Origin of the sequence: Streptomyces sp. NBC_01450 (genome assembly GCF_036227505.1) — a bacterium.
Classification (GTDB): domain Bacteria; phylum Actinomycetota; class Actinomycetes; order Streptomycetales; family Streptomycetaceae; genus Streptomyces.
In genome coordinates this window covers 285303-306752 of sequence record NZ_CP109481.1, presented here as the reverse complement: position 1 = coordinate 306752, position 21450 = coordinate 285303, and the positions used below count along the sequence as shown (strand labels likewise).

Below are 21450 nucleotides of genomic sequence, written 5' to 3'. Positions count from 1 at the left end.
TGGCACGCGCTCAACGCGCACTGTCACAGGACAGACTCCCGGGGCCGCGAGAGTCCGGTGTGGCGCAGCCAGTACCCGCCGGGCGGACGACTGGCGGGCTGCCAACAGCTGACACCGACAATTACAAGATCACCGACAGAGTCAAGATTAGTGAATTTGTGAAGCGTTGATCGCCGCAAGGCGATTCATGTGGACGACGTTTGTGCGGCTGGGGCTTTCCGTCCTCGAGGCATGGTGCCGCACACAGACCACACGTCAACCATCGACTGCGGCACGCCGCATGAGGCGGGGGCGCAGGGCGACAAGGAGTGCAGCGATGACGGCCCAGAGCGCGAGCGTGACGATGGGTCCCGTCGCGTGCGCGCCCCCGAAGTAGCTCAGGCTGCGGATTGCGCGGACGGCTGCGCCAGGCGGTAGCAGTGCCGAGACGGCTCGGGCGGCGCTGGGCAGCAGATCAACCCCTATAGCTGCGCCGCTGGTGGCGTTGCCGACGGTGAGCAGCACGAGGGTGGCGATGGGGAGGCCGACTGGGCCGAGGTAGGCGCCAAGCAGTTTGGTGGTGAAGGCGGCTGCGGCTGCCAGCAAGGTGAGGGTGAGGGCCAAGAATATGACGGAGGCCGGGACAGCGCCCAGAAGGGGGCCGGCGATGATCGCTGCGAGGGTGCCGATGGCCGCCGAAGCGCCGCCGAGCAGCCAAAACCGGTGACGCAGGTGTAGGAGCTTTGCCAGGCCAAGTACGTTCGAGGCGAGGACGAAACCGGCCAGGGTCACACCGAAGGCCACGTAGAAGCCGGCCAAGCCGCGGGCGTCGAAGCGGGCCAGGGGGACGACGTCCTTTGTGGTGACATGCATGCCCGCGCCGTTGGCGTAGACACTGACGAGGTTCTTCACCGCCGCTGTGGTGGATGGGCCGTCCGCCCCGGCGATCTCGAGACGCAGCCGCCCTGCGCCGTCGGCGCTGAGCGCGGCGGCAGCCTCGCCATGCTCCACTGCCTGGCGCGCGCTCTCGGCGTCAGCGGCCAGGTGCACCTCGACGCTGCCGCCGAGGGCCTGGCGCATCTTGTCTGGCAGGTGGTGGGGCGCTGTGACAGCGATGGGGACTTGATGTGGCTGGGGATCACGTTGCAGGCCGACGTAGCAGCCGATGAAGGCCGATACGACGATCAGGGCGATCACAATCGGCTGGAGCCAGATCTGTATTGGCGGGCGGCGGGTCTCTTTCGGCCTGGGCAGGAGTCCGGCTCCTGCGGACGCTTCTTGGCATTCGGGGGCCGATCGGATAGGGGTTTCCAAGGCCGGGCCTTCTGGTTGAGGGACGTGGGGGTCGTCCAGGGGGAACAGGCGGAGGTCAGCAGACCTCCGCTGCAGGCCCCTGATATTGCGGGCAATCGCGCGCAGGCATGCGACAGTGGCACCCAAGACATTTAAGAGCATATGCTCGTATTCTGCATACGGCAAGCACGCACCCCCCCGCACGGTCACCGTGCGGCTGCCGAGTCATCGCTCCCACGGCACGGACCGGCACGAGCTCAAAGAGATGAGAGTCGTGGCCAGATGCAGGCACGGCCCCGCTGTGGCCTGCGTAACGCCATCACGCGCGTTTGCACGAACAGGGCCGGCCGCCCGGTGCATGCCGACCCACCGCCGGCACGACGATGGCTCGGCTTCGAAGATCTCGCTGCTGCGCCGGTATCGACACCCGCTCAATGCCTCGTCTCCGCGATGGGGCACCACAGGTCACACAACAAGGCGTGCTTCCGACAGTGGCGCCAGGCGCGACCTTTGCCACGCGCACGCAGTGCGCACACCGTCCCCGTGGAGATCGACCAACGACGACGCCGGATGAGACGCAGCTGCCACGGAGGCAGACCACCAGGATTCGACCGGAGACATACCGTCGACACAACATGATCGAGCGCCGCTTCAACCAACTCACGGGCTTCCGTGGGATCGCCCGACGACCTGGGCGTCAGCCTGCAGCACGGCGGCTACCAGTACATGTGCGTTCATGTTCTCGAGGTCGACGCAGCGCGCACCGAACTCGCTAAGCGCGGCGTCGACCTCATCGGCAAGCCTTTCGAGATCGAGGACACCAGCCGTCGCCTGGCGTTCTCCGGGGCCCGTGGGGCAACATGATCGAACTGTCCCAGAAGCTCCCCGCCGGCTCCCGACCGGCCCCCGCTACGCCCTGGACGGCGTGTCCACCCGAGCCCTTGAGCAAATCCAAGCCCATGCCAAGGCCGTCGGCGACATCGACTCGCTGGCGCAGACCGGCTCCACCATTGTCCGCGCTCACCAACACTCCTCCGCCACGGGCGAAAAGGGGGATCCACCGGCCGGACGAACCGGACGATCGCGTCTTCGGCCCATCCTGAGGCGGACTGACCACCAAAATCCACCTCGCCTGTGACGGCAAAGGCCGCCCGCTCGCGATCCCGGTGACACCAGGACAACGCCACAACAGTGTCTGCGCGCGGCCTCTGATGGAACGGATCCGTATTCCTCACATCGGTTTTGGCCGACCGTGCTGCAGGCCTGACCAGGTCATCGCCAACAAGGCTTACAGCCCCTGCGGTTGGATGACCTGACGGAGTTCGCGGTTGCCTCACAGCCGACGGAGCCGGACGGCCCAAGAGGCGGCGCCCGGGCTGGGCAGTGAGGCCTGCCCCCCGGGATCGCCGTCTCAGGACTCGTCGGCGAGGAAGTGCTCGGCGAGGGGGGTGCTGGCGAACTTCTTATTCATCTCGCGGGAGAAGAGCAGCAGCGTGTTGCGCGGCCGATGGAGCACCGCGAGCTCCTGGGCCTGTCCGGCGGCGTTGCGGGTGACCGTGACGACAACCTTCATGGGCTCGCCGAGGACCGAAGCGTCGTAGATCTCGAGGAAGCCGTTGTCGCCGAAGTCTCCGGTGAAGCTGAAGTCCTGGAACTCGTACAGTTCGCGGGCCTTGACCACGATGGCGCGGACCGCCTCCGCGCCACGCGCGGTGCCGTTCATGGCGGCGCCTTCCAGGGTGACGTCGTCGGCCAGGTTGTCCAGCCACCAGGGGTAGTAGCTGAGTCCCTGACGGTCGTTGTCGCTGTTTTCCGCGTTCGCCATGTCATGTCTCCTTCTGAGATCCGGCCCTGGTCGCCTACGTATGGACCGGCTGCCGGTGATTCCAGCGAGCAGATGAGAGCATATGCTCCTATTTTCCCGGTAGCAAGCCTGCCGCCCGGCCGGCGTGGCGCCACCAGGGGCTGGCTGACCTCGTCACAGCCGCAAGCTACGAGTACATGGGAGCAGAGTCTCCAGGTCGCCGAGGGCGCGGGCGAACCAGGTTGGCCAGGCTCCGCCTAATGTGCGCCCACGCACCCTCTACTGGGTCGAGGTCGGGCACACACCCTGGCCCACCGCCTGCAGCGCAACACGCCGGGGCAAGATGCGCGGCCTCACCGCATGAACACTCACACACTCAAGGCCGTGAGCTCGCATCCGGGCGTCCACAACGCCCTCGAGCCTTGCCACTCACAGTCGGCACGCAGCGGACCAGCCGGACGATGCCGACCCAGCGACCGTCACCCAACCCTCACCTGGCGCGCCGCCAGCCCCCTACGCAGTCACGATCCATCCGGAAAGCCGCACAGCCGCTCGCCAATCAGGGGCGAACCGTTACGGCGGCCACCCGAGCCATTACATCGGGAGTGTCATGAATCAGGCTCTGGTCCGTAGCCGGTGGTGACGTCGAGTAGCCGTCCGCGATCATGGTCTTGTGATGGATATCAACTCCCTTATAGGGATGCTGCTTTCCGGACTGTCGGCGCTGGTCGTTGAGGACGTGGCGGAGGGCGGCGGCACGGTGGTGGTCACGGTCCGCACTCGGGCTGTAGCCGTGTTGTGTCCGGTGTGTGGAACTCCGACGGCGTAGGTGCACGGGTATCGCCATCGGGCAGTGACGGAGGTGCCGGTCGACGGCCGCCAGGTCGTCGTCCACCTGCGCGTACGGCGGCTGGTCTGTCCGATCCGGGGTTGTTGGCGGCAGACCTTCCGGGAGCAGATTCCCGGACTGCTGGAGCGCCACCAGCGTCGCACGGTGCGGCTTGCCTGGCAGATATCCCAGGTGGCACGGGAGTTATGCGGCCGGGCGATCCCGTCGCGCCAGCCGCCTCCTGCTCACCAACCCCGAAAACCTGCGCTCGAAGGAAACGACTCTGCTGGAAGAGATGGCCGCAGCCTGCCCGGAGATGACAGCACTCGCTGATCTGGTGCGCAGCTTCGCCGCCCTGCTGAAACCGGCTGCGGGCAACGACGTGAAACTCACCGAGTGGATCGCGGCGGCCCGCGCCGTCGACCTGCCCCACCTGCGCAGTCTCACCAACGGTCTCGAAATCGACCGGCCCGCGGTCGACGCTGGCCTCACCCTGCCCTACGGCAAGGACCGGGTGGATAGGTCCCCCGTTGGCCAGGCCGAGGCCCAGAGCGTAGGAGGCGCCGTCGGCGAAGCCGGCGACGGCGATCCGGTCGCGGTCTACTGCGAAGTGGTCGAAGACGCTGGCCATGGCGTGCTGCACGCTGGCCGCGTCCTTGCCGAATGCGCCGTCCGCGATGGCATCCCAGGTGACCTGTTCGGAGCTGGGGGCCAGGAGCAGAACCTTGCGCCGCGCGGCTTCCGTGCGCAGCAGGGTCAGTATGTCGCCAGGTACGCCGGTGGCTCCGTGGAAGGCGACCAGCAGAGGAGGCACGCACCAGTGGGGCAGGAGGGGTGGTACGTAGAGGAGGGCGGGTTTGGTGGAGGTGTCGAGCCAGCGCAAGCCTGCACCGAGCGGAGCATGAAGGGGCGGGGCGGGCTCGACGGCCAGGGCGCCGTCAGCGAGTCCGGTGGAAGTGGTGAGCACGGTTCCTCCGTGAGGCAGTGGCTGCGGCGCCGCGCCCGTGCTCCGCGACGCGGAACCGAAGGGGTGCGGTGGCGCGCGCCCGTTGCGGGACGAGGTGCGCCACCGGTGCTGCGCCGAGAAGGGGGCGCATCGCTCGTTGGTGACGGGGCTCCGGCCGGCGGGGCCGGCACGGAAAGCCGCCGTCATGTGCGTTGAGGGCAGCTGCCCGGGATGGTGTTGACGAGCCTGAACACGGGGGCATGAAGTGGCCCTTCGCGGTCAGCCGGCGCCGGTCCACGAGATCCACAGCAGGGTCATGGCGATGAACAGCGAAATGGGCTCCCACCACAAGACGCGGAAGCACCACTGATCAAGAAGTAGCTACCCTCACGCACCGACCTCGCGACCGAACGCGGGACCGGATCCGGGTGCGACGCGACCAGGCATGACAGCGGCGTCACGAGGTATGGACCTCCCCCTTCACTCCGGTGTGACGCTGCTCCCCGGGTCGGCGCCCGTCAGGCGTCGTCCGCAAGGTTCCTCGCTGGACTGGGCGGCTTGGCCTGGACGAGCTCCTTGACGTCGGCCTTCGCCGGATGGTGGTCCATGCGTGTGAAGGGGCCGAGACGGCGTTCATTGAGCCCGCAGACCCTGAGGAGCGGGAGACGCCGGTGCCGGTGTCGGCCTCCAGGCCTTGTTCGGTGGTCAGAAGACCTGGGCGAAGCAACCCAGGGTGACAGCTATCGAGAGCACTGCCAGCGAGACTGCCATGAGGGGCTTGGGCACGTGCATGGGAATCCTCCATTGTTTGGGCTGATGTGGCTCACAGGCAGTACCGAACGAGCCACTCGTCGGCGTTGTATGTGTTCATCGCCGGGTTCGGCATCGTGGCCGCCCGTTCTTCGATCATCTCCTCGGGGAGGATTCGCTTCGGCAGCTCGCCAAACCGGGCGGGCGTAGCGGGCGGGCGGCGGCCGGTGAGGTGGAGCTTCGGGGAGAGTTCGGCCGCTGCGGAGAGTGTCGGCTTACGCACGGGCGCAGATCCGATGGGGGTTTCCATGACAAGGCTTTCGGGTGGAGGGGTGCGAGGCTCGCTGGAGGGGTCAGGAGGAGGCGTCAGGCCACAAATATGAGCATTTGCTCACATTTATTTTGATGGCAAGAGTGGGTGATTCGGGGGGGCGTTGACGTCGAGTGACTGTCGCATTTGAGAGTACCTGCTCGTATCGTGGGTGGGTGAAGCTCCGGAGGAGACAATGACCATTGCGCCGACGAATCCCGGCGACTCGTGCAACAACCTGGCCCTGCGCAAGGCGGCCTGGTACCTCGGTGCGACCTACGACAAGGCCCTGGCCCCGGTCGGACTTCGCGCGACGCAGCTCAGCATCCTGCAGAAGCTGAGTGTGCACCGAGAAATGACGATCAGCGGCCTCGCCGACGTGATCGCCATGGACCGCACGACGATGGCCTCAAACCTGAAGCCGCTTGTCCGCGAGGGTCTGGTAACCGTCGAGTCGTCGGCGGCCGACCGCCGCGCACGGATTGCTGCCATCACGCCGGACGGCCTCACCCGACTGAAGACGGCGCTACCACTGTGGAATGCCGTGCAGGCGCAGTTCGAGGAGAACTTCGGCGCCGACGGGGCAGCCCATCTGCGCGCGTACCTCGAAGCCGTCCTTCACACCGGATTCGAGCCCTGGGCCGAGTAGGAGACGATGCTTCTGGCGCTACTGAGGGCTGACGCCGGTCGCCCTGACGTCACCGAAGTGCCCGTGAACACGCCGGGCGTGACGGACCCCTGCCCTCTTGACGCGGCTGCTTCCCTGGAGCGGGCGCATGGGGGGGAGTCGTCGGGGGTGTGTGAGATCGGGCGTCGACGGCAGGGACTCGCTGTGCCGCCTGGACAGGCAAGGTCATCACAGAGTCGACTCTGTCGGCCGCGACGCAGGAACTGATCGTAGATCCGGGTCGGCCAGATCAACGGCTGAGGCTTCTGCACCGACATGCACACCAAGGGACGCCACGCACGGCGGGGAGACCTCGGTGCGTCTCAACCTGATCGCGACTGAGGCCACGGTGTTCACCGAGGCCGAGCGGGCGGCCTTGGAACTGGCGGAACAGGGCACGCGCATCGCCGACGCGGCCGGTGGCGTCACCGACGAGGCCTGGGCGAACGCGGCCAACCGCTACGACGAGGACCAGTTGGCCGGGTTGGCGTCCCTCATCGCCGTGATCAACGCTTACGACCGCACCGCATGAACGTCATCGTCCAGCGGCCGGTCCAGCTTCGACGACGCCTCCACCGTTAACTTTCCAGCTGGCGGCAGCCACGGCAACACGCCCTGCGGCGCGGCCTTCGCTTCCTTGTTCCCCAATCCCATCCGCACTCGATTGCGGAATCGATCTGAACGCCGAGGGCAAGGTCCGCCGTTCCGCAGGTCTCGCGGTCACGCCCTCGGTACCCGGCGCCCCGGAACCGGCGTGTCACTACGAACAAGTACGCCGTGGCGTTCTACGACCGCTCGCGCAATCAAGCGGGATCTGGCACGACGTACGCATCTGCGGCTACGCCGTCAATCTGCGGGCCTCCCGGGCTCGTCGCAAGCAACCGCCTTGGCCGCAGGCGGTGAGCCGCTCCTTGAGAAGGGGTCCGTCAGGGTCGGCTGACGGAGATGTCGTCGGGGGCGTCGAGCGGGGTCGGGGTGAGGTCGAGGGGGGATGCCTCGGTGTCCGGGCTTCCGTCTGGCCCGGTGGTGGCGGTGCGCTGCCGGCGGCGGTCGTTGTACCAGGCGATCGCGCACGCCGCCAGGTACAGCAGGCTGATGGGGGTGGCGAGCAGCAGCATGCTGAGCGGGTCGGTGCTGGGGGTGGCGAGCGCCGCGAAGGCGGCGATGGCCATGAACATGCCGCGCCACCAGTCGGCCATCCGGCGTGCGCTGATCACGCCGCCGAGGTTCAACAGTACGAGGAGGACGGGGAGTTCGAAGGAGAGTCCGAAGACGAGGACCATGCGGGTGGCCAGGTCGAGGAAGTCGTCGACGGGCAGGAGGTTGGTGGCGTTGTCCGGGGTGAAGGAGATAAGCACCCGTGCCGTGGTGGGCAGGGTCCAGTAGGCCACGGCGGCACCGGTCAGGAACAGGGGGATGCTCGCCCCGAGAAAGGTCAGGGTGTATTTCTTCTCGTTGCGGTGCAGTCCTGGTGCGACGAAGGCCCACAGCTGATACAGCCACAGTGGGCTCGCGGCGACCACCCCCGCGGTGATCGACACCTTCAGCGCGAGGGTGAAAGGTGACAGAAGGCCGTTGAGAGAGATCACGCCGCAGCGGCCCGCGTCGTCCGCGCCGGCAGGCTGGCCCGGAGCGCAGCCGGGCAGGGGATCGATGAGGAATCCGATCAGCTGCTTGTAGAACAGAGCCGCAACGACGGTGATGAGCAGGATCGCTCCGACGGCCTTGAGCAGGCGGTTGCGCAGCTCGCGCAGGTGCTCCCCCAGGGACATAGGCGCGGCGTCATGTGCTGGTTGGATCGGCATGGGCGGTCCCGGTCCCTTCAAGTGCGGCACCGGCCGGATGCTGGTCGGTGGTTTCGGGGTTTCAGCGCCGGTGGGAGGTGTCTGCCTCGGTCGCCTCCGGGGCCGTGTGCCGGCTCTCGGCCGCGAGCTGGTGGGCTGCGGTGGCGTGGGGTCGAGGGTTCGTCCGCGTCGTCCTTCTGCATGGCCTTGGTCTCGCTCTTGAGGATCCGCAGCGACTGCCCGAAGGAGCGGGCCATATCGGGGAGCCGCTTGGCGCCGAACAGGAGCACGACGACGAGCAGGACGAGGATGATCTCGGGTGCTCCGAGCCTGCCGAACATGGGAGTTTCCTTTCCGAGGGTCTGAAAGCGCAGGGGCGGTGCTCCTGCGCGGTGGCCTGGCTGCGGACGGATGCGGCAGCCAGGCCCTGCGTGCCGGTCGGTGCGTTGACGGGCCGGGCCGACGGCGAGGCGGCCGTGGTCCTTCCCGGTTACGGGCCGTTCTTGTCGAGGCTGTAGCGCCCCGCGCCGGTGGCTTCCCGAGGCCCGTGGCCGGTGGCCGCGGGAAGCGGGCCGGGTGCGGCGGCCTTCCCGAGGCCCTTTGAGGTGTTGGTTCCGGCGCTGTCAGGCGGTTCGTCCTCCAGGCCGAGGTCGGCGGTCAGGTCGCCCAGCCCCAGGCTCTGGTCACCCAGCAGGTTCTTGGCCACGAAGGTCTTCGGGTTGAGGTCCTCGAGATTCAGGTCCTTGAGCTCGGTGGGGAGTTCGTCTCGAATGCTCGCCTGAGCGCTCTGCGAGAACTCGCGGAGCTTGCGCAGGGTCCGCACGGTGTCGGACACCATCTTGGGGAGCTTGTCGGGCCCGACAAGAATGACGGCCAGCACGATCAGCGTCACAACTTCGAGTGGGCCGATGTCGGAAAACATCCATGCCTCCCGTCGGGGATGGTGAAGGTTTCGCCGCTCCTGGAAGGAGGCGAAGCGTGGCGTGCCAGTCGTCCGAAGGGGCGCCTGCCGAACGCAGGCCGGCCGCACGACGGCGTGCGGCTCCCCGGGGCTGACCACCCCGGGTACAACTACGTAGGAGCGTTCGCTCCGGTCCTGCCCGCCGGGACACCCGGCGGGCAGGACGACCTCGGTTGAGGGCCCCTGCGGTGGGATCAGCGCAGGAGCCGGGCGAACAGACCGGACTCTTCGGCGAGGAGCTCCGGCTGCTCGAAAGCGGCGACACTTCCGCCCGGTCGAGCGCGTGCCGTCATGCCCGGGGCATGCCCGGACGTCTGGCCGTCCGCTAGCGGGACGGGCCGGCGGCGCGGCGGTACGGGGTCAGGAAGCGGGTCAGTTCCGTGAGCAGCTCCTTGGGGGCCTGCTCGGCGACCCAGTGGCCGGCGTCGGGGATGACCACGCCCTGCACGTCGTTCGCGAGGGGCTTCATCGCTCCCGCGACAAACTCGTGCCAGCTTTCCTTTCCGCCGATCGCCAGGACCGGCATGGTCAGTTTCGTGTGGGCGCGTTTGTCGTTCTGGTCGAGGGTGGCGTCCCACGCTCGGTAAAGGCCAAAGCTGCCGCGCAGGGTCTCAGGGTCGGAGAAAACGCGGTAGTAGTACTCGCGGGTGCGGTCGGAGAGCCTCTTTCCTCCCTGGATATCGAACTCGTATCCGAAGAAGACGTCTTCCCGGCCCCGGACCAGCTTCTCGGTCGCTGGGTGGTTCACCCGGTTGAAGGCGATGTGCCAGAGCCGGTCGTTGTCGGCGGCGGCGCTGAACAGCGATGGCGAGGGGTTGTGCATCGGCGGCCCGGGGACCTCCAGGAGGGCCACCCGGGCGACCCGCTCGGGGTGGTCCGCTGCCAGGGCGTAGCTGATGACCATGCCGGTGTCGTGGCCGACCACGGCGAACTGGTCGTGTCCCAGGGCATCCATGAGGGCCACCAGGTCATTGGCGAGGGTAGCGGTGTCGTAGCCGCCCATGGGCTTGCCGGTCAGACCGATGCCGCGCTGGTCGACGGCGATGACCGTGTAGTGCCGGGCGAGCTCCGGCATCACCATGCGCCAGGCGTACCAGTTCTGCGGCCAGCCGTGTACCAGCAGCAGCGGCGGGCCGTCGCCTCCGATGACCGCGTGCTGGCGCAGTCCGCCGGCTTGGATGAACCGGCTGGTGAACGTCTTGGTGAACCCGGCCGGAAGCCCCGGAGCCGTGGAGACCGAACCGAAACCCCTCGGCCTGCGCACGGCGGGGGAGGCAGTGGCGGACGGGGTCAATCCGCCTACCAGCGAGATACCGGCTGCGGCAGCAGCAGCAGCCGCGCCGCCGACGAAGCCGCGTCGGGACAGCCCGCGCCGGGCACTGTGTGACACCGGCTGTGATCCGGGGCCTTCCTGTGCGGGCGGCTCCATGGGAGACATGGTCATGAAAATTTTCCCTTCGTACGTTGCTTGAGCGTCAGGGCGAAGCCAGGACCTCGAGACTAAGGAGCATATGCTCGTATTTACGCCGGCTTCGGGATCCGACTGATGGTGCGCCGAGGCTGTGTTCAGGGGCTTATCGAGGCCGGCCGCCCTGCAGGCTGGTCGTCGCCCGTCATCCCCGGGTGACTGACGGGATGTCAGCGACCGGGGAACCGCTGCGTGATCTCCTGGAGCACCCAGCCGTTGCCGTCCGGGTCGCTGAAGGTGGCGAAGGAGCCGTAGGAAGCGCGGCCGGGGTGCAGGCCGGCAAGCCGCCCCTGTCCCTCGACCCGGTGGGTGACCTCTCCGGCCTCATGGCCGTGGTAGAGCAGTCCTGCGGCGTCGTGGAAGACTTCGCCCACCTCGATGCCGCGACCGACGAGTTCCGCGCGGGCTTCCTCGATGTCGGAGACAACGAGATACAGGCCCTGGGCCGAGCCGGGTGCGGCGGAGGTGATCCCCGTGCCGAACATGATCGAGCACTCGGAACCGGGCGGCGTGAAGTGCACCGCGCGCCAGTTCTCGCTGGCGGCCATGTCGATGTCCAGACGGAATCCCACCTGCTCGTAGAAGGCCTTGGCCCGATCGACATCGGAAACAGGCAGCACGGTGACTTCGAGCTTCATGTACATGTAGGGGTCTTTCTCTCTTGATGTCGGTGAATCTCACACCTGCGAGTCACCGGTCGACGGGGGCTGGGGGCGGCGGAGCAGTGCGAGGTGCCCACCGGCTCGGGGATCGCGATCCGGAGGGTGGACGATCGGGTTCCAGGTGGCGCACGCCTGCTCGATGCCGCCGCTCTTGAGGTGCATCTCGGCGCCGGTCACCAGGTCGAGGGCGACGACCCGACCTGCATAGGTGTCAGATGGGCGGGCTGTGGCGGCGAGGGCGTACGACAGCCAACCGTCACTTCAGGTGGACGGTGAAGTGCCTCTCGGTGTCACCGGCAGGAACGGTGCGAACAAAGCCTCGGGCGTTACGGTAGTCGCCTGATCCGCCGGTGATGCCGACGTCGACGTAGGACGGGGCGGGCAGGTGGAGCAGCGCCTGCGCGGCGAACTGTCCCTCAGGCAGAGAGAAGGTGCCCAGGCACTGGAGCGCGGCCGGATCGACGTGAGTGTAGGTGCAGACGACGCTGTGATCGCCGACCTTCTCGCCGTCGCGGTAGAGGTCTTCGTGGATGACGCGCTGGTCACCCGGGCTGATTCCCGCCCGGCCCAGATCGAGGTCTTCGAGCGAGGTCTGTTTGCCGACCAGCTCGAAACTTTTCGCGCGCTGGCCAACGACGTGTGCACTGGTGGAAGTCGACGTGTCGGCCGACGCCATCGGGGCGATGGCGACGCCAGCGGCGACGCTACCGGCGACGACAGTGGCGATGCCGGCGGCTGCACTCAGGTAACGCAGCTTGTTGATCTTCAATGTAGTCGGCAACTTGCCGCTCCGTTCTGTGGTGTGTCGATTCGGTGGCGGCAGAACCTCGGCCCGGATGCGCGGGGCCGACGCCTGCTCCGATCGACTTGGGTACAACCTCTGTTGAGGTGGCATTTCGACACTCACGCAACCCACGTCATCTTCCAAGGGGGTGACGGATGATCCGGTGGTGACTGCCTGGATGCCGAGTCGTGCTCTTGCTTGTGCGGACCTTGCGTAGTACCGGGTTGTTGCACGTGTCGACGAGGTCCGCCCGCGTCGGGGCCATGTCGTCATGACAGGGCTTACCGATATAGACGATAGGAGCATATGCTCCTATCGTCGGGATGGCAAGGGATGGGCCTTGGGTGACACCCAACGTGACCCTCGGTCCATCGCCGGGGGGGGGGCGGGTGTGCGGTGGTCGAGTAACCCCCCCCGGCCCTTCGCGGTCGGACGGTGATCCACCCGCGACCCGGACGTCCTCATCGTTGCGGACGTCGGATGCGACGAGCACCTCGCCGTGCCTTCGCTGTTGCTCATTTGGTTAGTGGATGCTCTAATCAATATCCCTGGCGGGTAGTGACTTCGTCCAGGCGCTACCGGATCAAGGTTTCGCCTGTGCCCGTCGGATTCGACGACTGAGGAAAGATCGTTAATGCAAACCTTCAGGAAGGCCCTGATCGGGGCGACCGCGAGCCTTGCTCTCGCCGCAGGCATCGTCGGCACCACCGCCGGTTCTGCTTCCGCCAACGAATGGAAGCTGTGCAGTGGGCAATATCTGCAGTTTGAGTGTTGGAGCGGTCCCGATAGGCAGTCGGGCCTGTCTTGGTACTGGGACGAGGCCTTCTCCTCCATCGAGACCAATGGGACGGCTATGGAGGTCTGGACCAAGCCGGGCTTCAAGGGGGATTACGGGTACTTCGCCCCCTGGGGTTACTGGCCGACGCTGACTTATCCCTACGAGAACAACATCAGCTCGTTCTCCTACCCCGGAGTCTGACCTCCGCCCCCAGGGGCACAAGACGACCACATGGTGGGCTTCTGCCCCTGGGGTCCGCGCCGCGTCCAGCACGCACCTACCGCCCGCAGAGCGAGGCCCTCGCTGCGACACGGAACCACGTCACCCGGGCTCTCCCCTTTCCGTCACGACCGATGCACGGTGATCCTTGATGTCGACCGACCCGACGAGTCCCCGCCCGCATACCCGACTGTGCGATGCCATGCTTCCGGCAGGTCCGCAGCCACGTACGCCCTCGGCGGTGGCCGAGCCTCGTCGTGATGAGGTCCAGGCGGCGCGGTGGTGTGGTGGCCGTTCTACCAGGCGGCGCGCAGTGACCACATCGGTGCTGTCGGTCGGTTTGAACGCTGTGGTGCTCGCCGGGTGCGCTTCCACGGACGACGGCAGCCAGCGCCGCCCCGCACCCTCGCCGCCGCCGGCGCAGCAGATGGTCCATCTTCTGGAGAGCGTGCTTCCTGAAGGCGAGCTTTCCGGGCAGCGGGGCAACGGAGTGGTGAGGGGTGACAAGCCGGGCCCGCCGCCTTCCGCCGAGCTGGTTTTCGGCGATGGGCCGCAGGCAGCGAAGGTGACGGTGAAACTCAACCGCTATCCCGTTCCTGTCCCCGCGCTGTTGTCGCAGTGTCCTAGCACCGCTTATTACCCCTACAGCCGCTGCGCACAGAAGACGTTGCCCGGCGGGGCCAGGCTTGTTGCGGACGAGTCGCCGCAGGAGGTGGACAAGTCGTCCGGCGCCAAGGTGTACAGCGCGCTGCTGACGTTCGACGACGGCAGGCAGGTCGCCGTGTTCGAAAGCGGCAGCCCGAACGGCCGGGCGACTACGAAGGCCTCCGCTCTTCCGCTGTCCCTTGATCAGGTTTCGGCCATCGCCACCTCGCAGGTGTGGCGGCCCGTTTTCTCGGCGATGACCGTCCCGCGTAACGGAGATCCCGGCGCCGGATCGACCCCCCGGATGTCGGGGGCGCAGATCAGCGGGACCATCGAGCAACTACTGCCGCCAGGACTGCCCGCCTCGAACAAGGGCGGATCGGAGGGCTTTGGGTACGTCGTGGTCGACGACGGCCGGGGCAAGAGTCTGGTCGCCGTGAACGTCCAGCGGTGGAAGACCGACGACCCCAACATGACGGATCTGTTCCGCAAGGCCGACACCCTCCCCGACGGTACCCGTGTCAGCATCACCAAGGGCGCCCCCGACGACGGTGGGGAGAGAGCGATCGAATGGTGCGTCGACACCTTCCGCACGCACGGCCTGCGCGTCGCGATCTCGGCCCTCAACGCCCCCGCCTACCCGCTCTCCGCCACCCGGGAGGAACCTGCCCTCACCACACGGCAGCTCCAGCAGATCGCTCTCGACCCGGCCTGGCGACGCGCCAGCCGTTGACCCCTTCACGGCCTGAGGGGTCGACGCCCGGCTGCGCAGGCCTACGAGCCTTCGGAGTGTTTCTGCTCGGACTCCGATGACCCGACGCGGGGCACACCCCCGCAACCCACCTCGACCAACCGCCATGGCAATCACACCGGGCCCACCCACCAAACCCACCAGCAGAAGCCGGAAAGCCACCTTAAATCACCGGTACCGGTATTGGCCCTAGTGGTAGTCCTTCAGCAGTGCCTGGCAGGCGGAGCGGGCGATCCAGGCCTGGGCACGGTCAAACGGCCAGGCGCGTTCGCCGACGAGTGTCATCCAGGCGTGTGGGCCAAGGTGGAACCAGAGCACATCGACGGCCTCCGTGCGAGAGACGTCGGCGCGGAGCGCGTCAAGTGTCACGAGGTGGTCGGCCACGCGGGTGAGGGCTTGGACGTAGTCGTCGGCCCCCCTGTCCAGGACCGCTTTGACGGCGGGTTCCCCTGGTGGGTTTCGGTAGAAGAGCCCGTACACGAGGTCCCAGTGGCGTTCGTGAGTGAGCCGGGTGCCCTCGGCGGTCAGCTCGATCACGGTGCGTGGGTCGTCGCTGGCCTCGATGGCGGCGAGGTTTTCGGCGATGGCCGGGTCGGTGAGGGCCGGCTCCAGCAGGGCCGTCAGGATGCTCGGCTTGTTTCCCACGCTGGTGTACACCGTCGGGACGGCGACCTTCGCTGCCTCCGCGATCCCCCCGATGGTGACCCCGGGATACCCCCAGGCCAGGAAGAGTGCGTGCGCGCTGCTCAGGACGGCCTCACGCGTCGCGGCGGCCGAGTCGGTGCGACGGGGGGAGTGGTACTTCCGGGTGGTCACCCGCGCATTTTACCTTCTGCCCGGGGAGTGAATATTGACAATAGGTAATTCTAATGAATATGTTCAAGCTTGTGACTATAGAGACTTCTAATGAATCTGTTGCGGTCATTGAGACCCGCCTTGTCCATCAGGTCCATCGCGTTGCCACCACCCTGCTGGCCGAGGCAGCCGTTCGCCCCTCGGTGCCGCTCGGCGCGCTGGCACAGCTGCGCGACTTCCTCGTCGTGAACCTGCGCCATCACCACGAGACCGAGGACGACGACCTGTGGCCGCGGATCGTTGCGGCGGCGCCGGCCACGGAGCACGGACTCGGTGCGCTGAGTGAGGAGCACGAGCGGCTGGACGCGGAGCTCGACCTGCTGGCCGCGGTGAATCTGAGCGGCGACGAGGAGGACGGGGCCGGTGAGGCCGTCGGCACAGGCCTCGGCGGCGGCGCGACGGATGGCTTCCGGGCCGCACTGCGGGACGCGGCCGTCGCGGTACGCGACACGGTCCAGGATCACCTGGCCCATGAAGAGCCACTCCTCTTTCCCGCGCTCCGCGACCACATCAGCCCCGCGGAATGGCAGGACTTCGCGCAGCGGGTGATCGTGACCACGCCGCCCGTGGCCGGACACCTGATGGTCGGTTTCCTCGACGAGGCGGGCACACCCGCTGAGGTGGAACTGATGCTCGCGGCCCTGCCGGAGCCGGTGCGCCCGCTCCTTGCCGCCATGCGCCTGCAGGCTACGAACGACCTGCGGATCCTGCGCGGGATCGGCTCATGACCTCCGCCCGCGTCCGGTGGCCGGACGCGGCGGACGCCGTGATCAGGGGCGACCTCACCGTCGCGGCCGCCTATGTCACCCCGGCCGGCGGTGCCGTGGTCACCAGCGTCTCGCCGGTGGGCCTCTCAGACCGGGAGGCGGGCCTTGTCGGCTTCACCACCTCGCTCGGCTTCCAGAAGAAACTGGAGCGCATTCTGCGGGACCCGCACGTCTCACTCGCCTATCACACGCGTGATCACGGCTTCGCCGCAAGTAGCTCATACGTGCTCGCGCAGGGCACCGCGTCGGTTGATCTGCGCCCTTCACCGGAGCGCCTGGCGGAGCTGATGCGGGCCTCGGAGCCCTTCCTCGGGGAGACCAAGCGCGGGCCGATATGGGACTGGGTGCTGCGCGAGTACCACCAGGAGCGCGTCTTCGTCGACGTCGACGTCGAGCGCGTCGCCGTCTGGCCCGATCTGGCGGCCCGCGGAGCGATGACGGTCACGGGCGCCGCCTGGCCTGAGGAACCGGCCGAGCAGAAGCCGCCGATGAACGGTACGGGCCCACGCGTCAGCCTCTCCGCAGTCGCGCGGCAGATCGGTGGGCTGCCGCACCGGCTGCTGGCCTTCCGGGGCGCTGACGGCTTCCCTGTGATTGTCCCGGTGGCGGTCACCGGACACGACGACACGGGACTGTACCTCGACGTGCCCCCTGAACTGTTGCCGCCGGGCGGGCGCAGAGCCGGGTTCCTCGCCCACGCCTTCCGGCCTCAGTGCGTCGGGCTGGCCATGCGGACGTTCACCGGATGGCTGTCCGTCACCGATGACGGCGCCCGCTACGCCCCCCACACGTCCAAGGGGCTGGCCGCGCCACCGTACAAGACTCTCCTGACGGTCTCGAATGGACTGCTGGCCAAGTACGGGCTGTGGCGTGCCCGTCGTGACGGCACGGCTGCCCGCCTGCAGGACCTCGCCGCCCGCGGCCAGGTGAGCTGACCCGGAAGGCCATGGGTCGCCCCGCGGCCTCGTCGCGTCCCAAAGCGGCGGGGTGTTGGCGGCCGAGCGGGCTGACGCCGGCCGGTCATCTTTTCGAAGGCGTGGGGATTCACCTCCCGGAGTGAATCACCGCGTGACACACACTTTCCGAGCGGAGATATACCAATGAATTCCCTTGCCATACACGCCGGTTCGATGTTCGACGGATTCAGCCTGTCGGGTCCCGCCACCGTGCACGTCTCGGGCGGCCGCATCGTGCGCGTGGACCGCACCGGCGCGCTGCCCGCCGACGGCAGCGAGGTCATCGACCTCGGCCGCTCGGCCTGTCTGCTGCCCGGCCTCATCGACACCCACGTCCACCTCGCCTTCGACGCCGGCTCGGACCCTGTGACCTCCTTGGCCGCCGCCTCCGACAGCGTACTCTTGGCGCACATGCGGGCCGCGGCCCGGTCCGCTCTGCTGGCCGGCATCACCACCGTGCGCGACCTCGGCGACCGCGGCTACCTCTCGCTGGCCCTCGTGGAGGAGATGGCCAAGCACCCGGAGCAGGGTCCGGAGATCCTGGCTGCCGGCCCCCCCGCTGACCACGCCGGGCGGCCACTGCCACTTCCTCGGCGGCGAGGTCGAAGGCGCCGAAGCTCTGCGTGCCGCTGTCCGCGAGCATCACACCCGCGGCTGTGCCGTCATCAAGATCATGGCGAGCGGCGGCCACATGACACCCGGTTCCGTGCCGCCGCACGCGTCACAGTACGGCTTGGAGGACCTGCGTGTCGTGGTGGACGAAGCGCACCGCCTCGGACTGCCGGTGGCCGCTCACGCCCATGGCATCCAAGCCATCAGGGACGCCACCGAAGCGGGCGTCGACAGCCTGGAACACGTCTCCTTCCTCACCGCTGATGGCATCGTCTCCGAGCCCGACCTGATCGACACCATCGTGAGAAAGGGAACCTTCGTCAGCCTGACGCTGGGCATGGACCCCGGCGAAGCCGTGCGGCCGCCCCAGGGCATGGCTGCGCATGCAATGGCCGCACATGTCAATGGCATCTTGGACACCTACAGCAACTTGCACAAGTACGGCGCCAACGTCGTCATCGGATCGGACGCTGGTATCGGGCCCTGGAAGCCCCACAACGTCCTCCCCCACGGCGTGGCCGACCTGGCGCGGCTGGGCGTCGCGCCGCTGGACGCGCTGATCTCCATGACCAGCCTGGCAGCCCGCCTGTGCCGTGTGGAGGGCCGCAAGGGCCGGATCACCCCCGGTGCCGACGCCGACATCCTGGTCGTCAACGGCGACGTCGAGCATGACCCTGCAGCCGTCCTGGACGTACAGGCAGTCTTCCGCGCCGGTATCCGCGTGTGCTGATCAGAGCGGGGGACCGGCGCGGTGGCTGCTGCTTCGTTTGTAGTCCTCGCCAGAGGGGCATCCGGAAGTGCCGCTTCGAACGCCTACCACGGGGAAGGTGGCTCGTGCCCAGGTCGGTTGCGGCCCGCGGCATCCTAGGCCGCGCCGAGGGTGGTCCCCCAGCGTGGTCAGAACCAGTGGAATCGAGTTGACTAGGCCGTTTCTGATGGCTCTTGGTGGGCTGGTGGATCTCGCGGGTTGCCGGGCAGGAGGCCCGTCTGGTGCGGCGACACAGCTCACGGACGCACAGTGGAAGAGGATCGAATCTCTTCTGCCCTGCAACGGCAGGCCGGGCGGGCAATGGGCGGATCACCGGGAGGTGGTCAACAGGGTGTTGTTCAGGGCCCGGACTGGAGTTGAGGAACGGGCGCGGCCACCCCTTCGGGGCGCTGCGATGGGTGCCCGGGCGGCTCGGCTTCGCCGAGTGGCGAAAGGCTTCGGGAGGATCTGCTCCTTGCCCACCAGCTAATAAGAGCATATGCTCCTATTAGCTGGTGGGCAGGTGTGGTCCGCGTTGGCCGCAAGTAGTCACATAGCGGCAGCTGGAGTTGTCCGCTCGGTCGGGCCCCCATCCCTCCCGGACCGCCTCGACCGCCCCTTCATCGCGCGCCTGTCCGGGCACGCGCAGCATCGCGAGGTCGTACCGACCGAACATGTGCAAGGAGTATCACCATGACTGTCGTAAAAGCCGCTGCAGTCCAGATCAGTCCCGTGCTCTACAGCCGCGTGGGCACCGTCGAGAAGGTCGTGAAGAAGATCCGCGACCTGGGCGAGCGGGGTGTCCAGTTCGCGGTCTTCCCTGAGACCGTCGTTCCCTACTACCCCTACTTCTCCTTCGTGCAGCCGCCCTACAAGATGTCCAAGGAGCACCTGCGCCTGCTTGATCAGGCGGTGACCGTACCGTCCGCCGAGACCGACGCGATCGCCGAGGCCGCCCGGGAAGCCCACATGGTCGTCTCGATCGGCGTCAACGAGCGTGACGGCGGCACCATTTACAACACGCAGCTGCTGTTCGATGCGGACGGCACGCTGATCCAGCGCCGCCGTAAGATCACGCCGACCTATCACGAGCGGATGATCTGGGGCCAGGGTGACGGTTCGGGTCTGCGTGCGGTGGACAGCGCCGTCGGTCGCATCGGCCAGCTCGCATGCTGGGAGCACTACCTGCCGCTGGCGCGCTATGCCCTGATCGCCGACGGCGAGCAGATCCACGCCGCGATGTATCCCGGCGCCTTCGGCGGCCAGCAGTTCGCCGAGCAGATGGAGGTCAGCATCCGCCAGCATGCGCTGGAATCTGCCTGCTTCGTGGTCAACGCCACCGCCTGGCTCGATGCCGACCAGCAGGCGCAGATCGTCAAGGACACCGGCGGCCCCGTTGGCGCGATCTCCGGTGGCTTCTTCACCGCCATCGTCGATCCCGAGGGCCGCATCATCGGCGAGCCGCTCACATCCGGCGAAGGCGAAGTGATCGCCGATCTGGACTTCGCGCAGATCGACCTGCGCAAGCGCCTGATGGATGCGCGCGGCCACTACAGCCGCCCGGAACTGCTCAGCCTGCAGATCGAACGCACGCCGGCGCCCCACGTCCATGAGCGCAGCACTCACGTGCAGGTCCAGACCGCCCGGGCGGCTGAAGAAGGCCGCCCCGTCGAGGCCCGGTGAGCTGTTTGCCGAGCCTGGAGGTCCTGCCCGGGGCTCGAACCGGGCAGTAACTCATGTCGCCCATTGTCAGCCTGCGACAAGAGGGGATGAGCGGCGCAGGCGCTGGGACTTTCCATTAAGGGCATATGTGCCTAATGCGTCGCGGTGTCGCGAATCCGCTTCCTGTTTTTCCCGTCGCACCTGGGAAGTGCCCAGATGAACGGCTGAGCGACAAGTGTCGGATCAAAGCCGAAGGGATATGACCCCGGTCGACGACGCCGATGCCATCCTCAAGCTCGCCGACTACCAGGGCTGCTGGTCCATGGACGAGTTCCACTTTTGACCCGATGCCCGAGGTCAGCCGAAAGCTGCCCCGCGCACCGGATGGGACCGGGCGCCTGGTCGGCGCCGGACGGGAACAAAAGCGCGGCGAGAAATTTTAAGTCGAAATTCCCATTGCATATCACCGTCGCTCGTAACGATGGCACAGATTAGCCGAGGCTGAGGATGGCCCTGTGGGTCGTCCGGCCATGCGAAGAGGAGGAACCCATGACTGAGTCAGAGACTGAGAAGCAGCGCGTTGACATCGGAAAGCAGCACCCGGCCAATTACAAGGCTCTTATCGCCCTGTCCTCGACAGTGGAAGACACCGCCACCGCGGCAGGTCTTGACCCGCTTCTGGTCGAGATTTTGAAGATCCGCACGTCCCAGATCAACGGCTGCGCGTTCTGTCTCAAAATGCACACCCGCGACGCGCTCAAGAAGGGCGAGAACCCGGACCGGATCGCAGTGCTGCCCGCGTGGGAAGAGACTGGTTACTTCTCCGAGACCGACCGCGCGGCCCTACGTCTGACAGAGGCGATCGCGCGCGTGTCCGAGGGGCATGTGAGCGACGACGACTACAAAGCGGCAGCAGCTGTGCTCTCCGCAGATCAGGTCTCGGCGGTCGCCTGGCTGTCAACGCTGATGAACGCCTTCAACCGCGTCGCGATCACAAGCCGATACCCGGTCGCCGGCAACTGAACCAGCTTGTAGTCCGCGCGGGCATACGAGTGCTGTCGTCCCAGGATGAGTCCTTTGCGTTCGGACAGCCCCGTTCGACGCGTCGGACCTCGCCCGTCGGCTGACCTAAACCTGTACTTCACGGTATAGGGGGCGGCCTCGTGAAAGGCGGGCAGCGCAGTCAAAGGTATTTGCGGCACAGGCAGGTCCGCGTGGAT

21 protein-coding genes and 4 pseudogenes are annotated in these 21450 nt (G+C 67.2%); 13 read left to right on the top strand and 12 right to left on the bottom strand.

Annotated features, from left to right (window positions below; genetic code table 11):
• Positions 1 to 255: 255 nt before the first annotated feature.
• Positions 256 to 1176 (bottom strand): hypothetical protein, encoded by a 921-nt coding sequence (locus tag OG568_RS49625; RefSeq protein ID WP_329536724.1) that lies wholly within the window; start codon positions 1174 to 1176, stop codon positions 256 to 258.
• Between the two features lie 768 nt (positions 1177 to 1944).
• Here OG568_RS49625 and OG568_RS49620 point away from each other — a divergent pair.
• Positions 1945 to 2136, top strand: coding sequence for a hypothetical protein (locus tag OG568_RS49620; RefSeq protein WP_266593919.1), 192 nt, complete (start codon positions 1945 to 1947; stop codon positions 2134 to 2136).
• 547 nt (positions 2137 to 2683) lie between these two features.
• Here the strand turns inward: OG568_RS49620 and OG568_RS49615 are convergent.
• The gene (locus tag OG568_RS49615; RefSeq protein WP_329536723.1) at positions 2684 to 3097 is read right to left on the bottom strand and encodes a hypothetical protein; all 414 of its coding nucleotides are present in this window, start codon (positions 3095 to 3097) and stop codon (positions 2684 to 2686) included.
• A gap of 180 nt (positions 3098 to 3277) precedes the next feature.
• Positions 3278 to 3386: pseudogene (locus OG568_RS61745) on the bottom strand (IS630 family transposase); the annotation flags it as partial.
• A gap of 363 nt (positions 3387 to 3749) precedes the next feature.
• Between OG568_RS61745 and OG568_RS61740 the strand changes: the two are divergent.
• Both OG568_RS61740 and OG568_RS61735 read left to right on the top strand, forming a co-directional pair.
• Positions 3750 to 4124 (top strand): annotated as a pseudogene (locus tag OG568_RS61740) (transposase family protein); the annotation flags it as partial.
• Positions 4125 to 4221: 97 nt separating this feature from the next.
• Positions 4222 to 5067 (top strand): hypothetical protein, encoded by an 846-nt coding sequence (locus tag OG568_RS61735; RefSeq protein WP_443077920.1) that lies wholly within the window; start codon positions 4222 to 4224, stop codon positions 5065 to 5067.
• A gap of 607 nt (positions 5068 to 5674) precedes the next feature.
• On the opposite strand, the gene OG568_RS49605 is transcribed toward OG568_RS61735, so the two are convergent.
• Positions 5675 to 5884: a hypothetical protein gene (locus OG568_RS49605; RefSeq protein WP_329536722.1), complete on the bottom strand. Its 210-nt coding sequence runs from the start codon at positions 5882 to 5884 to the stop codon at positions 5675 to 5677.
• A gap of 223 nt (positions 5885 to 6107) precedes the next feature.
• Between OG568_RS49605 and OG568_RS49600 the strand changes: the two genes are divergently transcribed.
• Entirely contained in the window at positions 6108 to 6560 is a 453-nt protein-coding gene (locus tag OG568_RS49600) for a MarR family winged helix-turn-helix transcriptional regulator (RefSeq protein ID WP_329536721.1), read from the top strand.
• A 206-nt stretch (positions 6561 to 6766) separates the two neighbouring features.
• Positions 6767 to 7110: pseudogene (locus OG568_RS49595) on the top strand (carboxymuconolactone decarboxylase family protein).
• Between the two features lie 394 nt (positions 7111 to 7504).
• Here OG568_RS49595 and tatC read toward each other — a convergent pair.
• The 7 genes from tatC to OG568_RS49555 all read right to left on the bottom strand — a co-directional run bounded on the left by tatC (position 7505) and on the right by OG568_RS49555 (position 12222).
• Entirely contained in the window at positions 7505 to 8383 is an 879-nt protein-coding gene (tatC, locus tag OG568_RS49585) for a twin-arginine translocase subunit TatC (RefSeq protein ID WP_329536720.1), read from the bottom strand.
• A 17-nt stretch (positions 8384 to 8400) separates the two neighbouring features.
• Positions 8401 to 8703, bottom strand: coding sequence for a Sec-independent protein translocase subunit TatA (gene tatA, locus OG568_RS49580; protein ID WP_329536719.1), 303 nt, complete (start codon positions 8701 to 8703; stop codon positions 8401 to 8403).
• Positions 8704 to 8852: 149 nt separating this feature from the next.
• On the bottom strand, positions 8853 to 9284 hold the full coding sequence (locus tag OG568_RS49575; protein ID WP_266593927.1) for a Sec-independent protein translocase subunit TatB: 432 nt from the start codon (positions 9282 to 9284) through the stop codon (positions 8853 to 8855).
• 364 nt (positions 9285 to 9648) lie between these two features.
• Positions 9649 to 10767, bottom strand: coding sequence for an alpha/beta fold hydrolase (locus OG568_RS49570; protein WP_329536718.1), 1119 nt, complete (start codon positions 10765 to 10767; stop codon positions 9649 to 9651).
• Between the two features lie 194 nt (positions 10768 to 10961).
• Positions 10962 to 11435 (bottom strand): VOC family protein, encoded by a 474-nt coding sequence (locus OG568_RS49565; RefSeq protein ID WP_329536717.1) that lies wholly within the window; start codon positions 11433 to 11435, stop codon positions 10962 to 10964.
• A 33-nt stretch (positions 11436 to 11468) separates the two neighbouring features.
• Positions 11469 to 11630, bottom strand: coding sequence for a hypothetical protein (locus OG568_RS49560; RefSeq protein WP_329536716.1), 162 nt, complete (start codon positions 11628 to 11630; stop codon positions 11469 to 11471).
• 79 nt (positions 11631 to 11709) lie between these two features.
• A complete protein-coding gene (locus OG568_RS49555; RefSeq protein ID WP_329536715.1) occupies positions 11710 to 12222 on the bottom strand; it encodes an allene oxide cyclase barrel-like domain-containing protein in 513 nt (170 codons plus the stop codon).
• Between the two features lie 649 nt (positions 12223 to 12871).
• Here OG568_RS49555 and OG568_RS49550 point away from each other — a divergent pair.
• Both OG568_RS49550 and OG568_RS49545 read left to right on the top strand, forming a co-directional pair.
• A complete protein-coding gene (locus tag OG568_RS49550) occupies positions 12872 to 13216 on the top strand; it encodes a hypothetical protein (RefSeq protein WP_329536714.1) in 345 nt (114 codons plus the stop codon).
• A gap of 259 nt (positions 13217 to 13475) precedes the next feature.
• Positions 13476 to 14612, top strand: coding sequence for a hypothetical protein (locus tag OG568_RS49545; protein WP_329536713.1), 1137 nt, complete (start codon positions 13476 to 13478; stop codon positions 14610 to 14612).
• Positions 14613 to 14819: 207 nt separating this feature from the next.
• Here OG568_RS49545 and OG568_RS49540 read toward each other — a convergent pair whose 3' ends face one another.
• Positions 14820 to 15446, bottom strand: a complete 627-nt coding sequence (locus tag OG568_RS49540) for a TetR/AcrR family transcriptional regulator (RefSeq protein ID WP_329536712.1) — start codon at positions 15444 to 15446, stop codon at positions 14820 to 14822.
• 59 nt (positions 15447 to 15505) lie between these two features.
• Here OG568_RS49540 and OG568_RS49535 point away from each other — a divergent pair, with 59 nt between their 5' ends.
• From OG568_RS49535 to OG568_RS49515, 6 genes and pseudogenes are all read left to right on the top strand, one after another.
• On the top strand, positions 15506 to 16213 hold the full coding sequence (locus tag OG568_RS49535; RefSeq protein WP_329536711.1) for a hemerythrin domain-containing protein: 708 nt from the start codon (positions 15506 to 15508) through the stop codon (positions 16211 to 16213).
• Entirely contained in the window at positions 16210 to 17187 is a 978-nt protein-coding gene (locus tag OG568_RS49530) for a hypothetical protein (protein WP_329536710.1), read from the top strand. Before OG568_RS49535 ends, OG568_RS49530 begins: the two co-directional genes overlap by 4 nt.
• Positions 17188 to 17352: 165 nt before the next feature.
• Positions 17353 to 18550, top strand: a pseudogene (locus OG568_RS49525) (amidohydrolase family protein).
• Positions 18551 to 18755: 205 nt separating this feature from the next.
• Positions 18756 to 19058 carry a transposase gene (locus OG568_RS61730; protein WP_443077966.1) on the top strand — a complete coding sequence of 101 codons (303 nt, stop codon included), beginning with the start codon at positions 18756 to 18758 and terminating at the stop codon, positions 19056 to 19058.
• Positions 19059 to 19261: 203 nt separating this feature from the next.
• The gene (locus OG568_RS49520; RefSeq protein WP_329536709.1) at positions 19262 to 20251 is read left to right on the top strand and encodes a nitrilase-related carbon-nitrogen hydrolase; all 990 of its coding nucleotides are present in this window, start codon (positions 19262 to 19264) and stop codon (positions 20249 to 20251) included.
• Between the two features lie 528 nt (positions 20252 to 20779).
• On the top strand, positions 20780 to 21253 hold the full coding sequence (locus OG568_RS49515) for a carboxymuconolactone decarboxylase family protein (protein WP_329536708.1): 474 nt from the start codon (positions 20780 to 20782) through the stop codon (positions 21251 to 21253).
• Positions 21254 to 21450 lie beyond the last annotated feature (197 nt).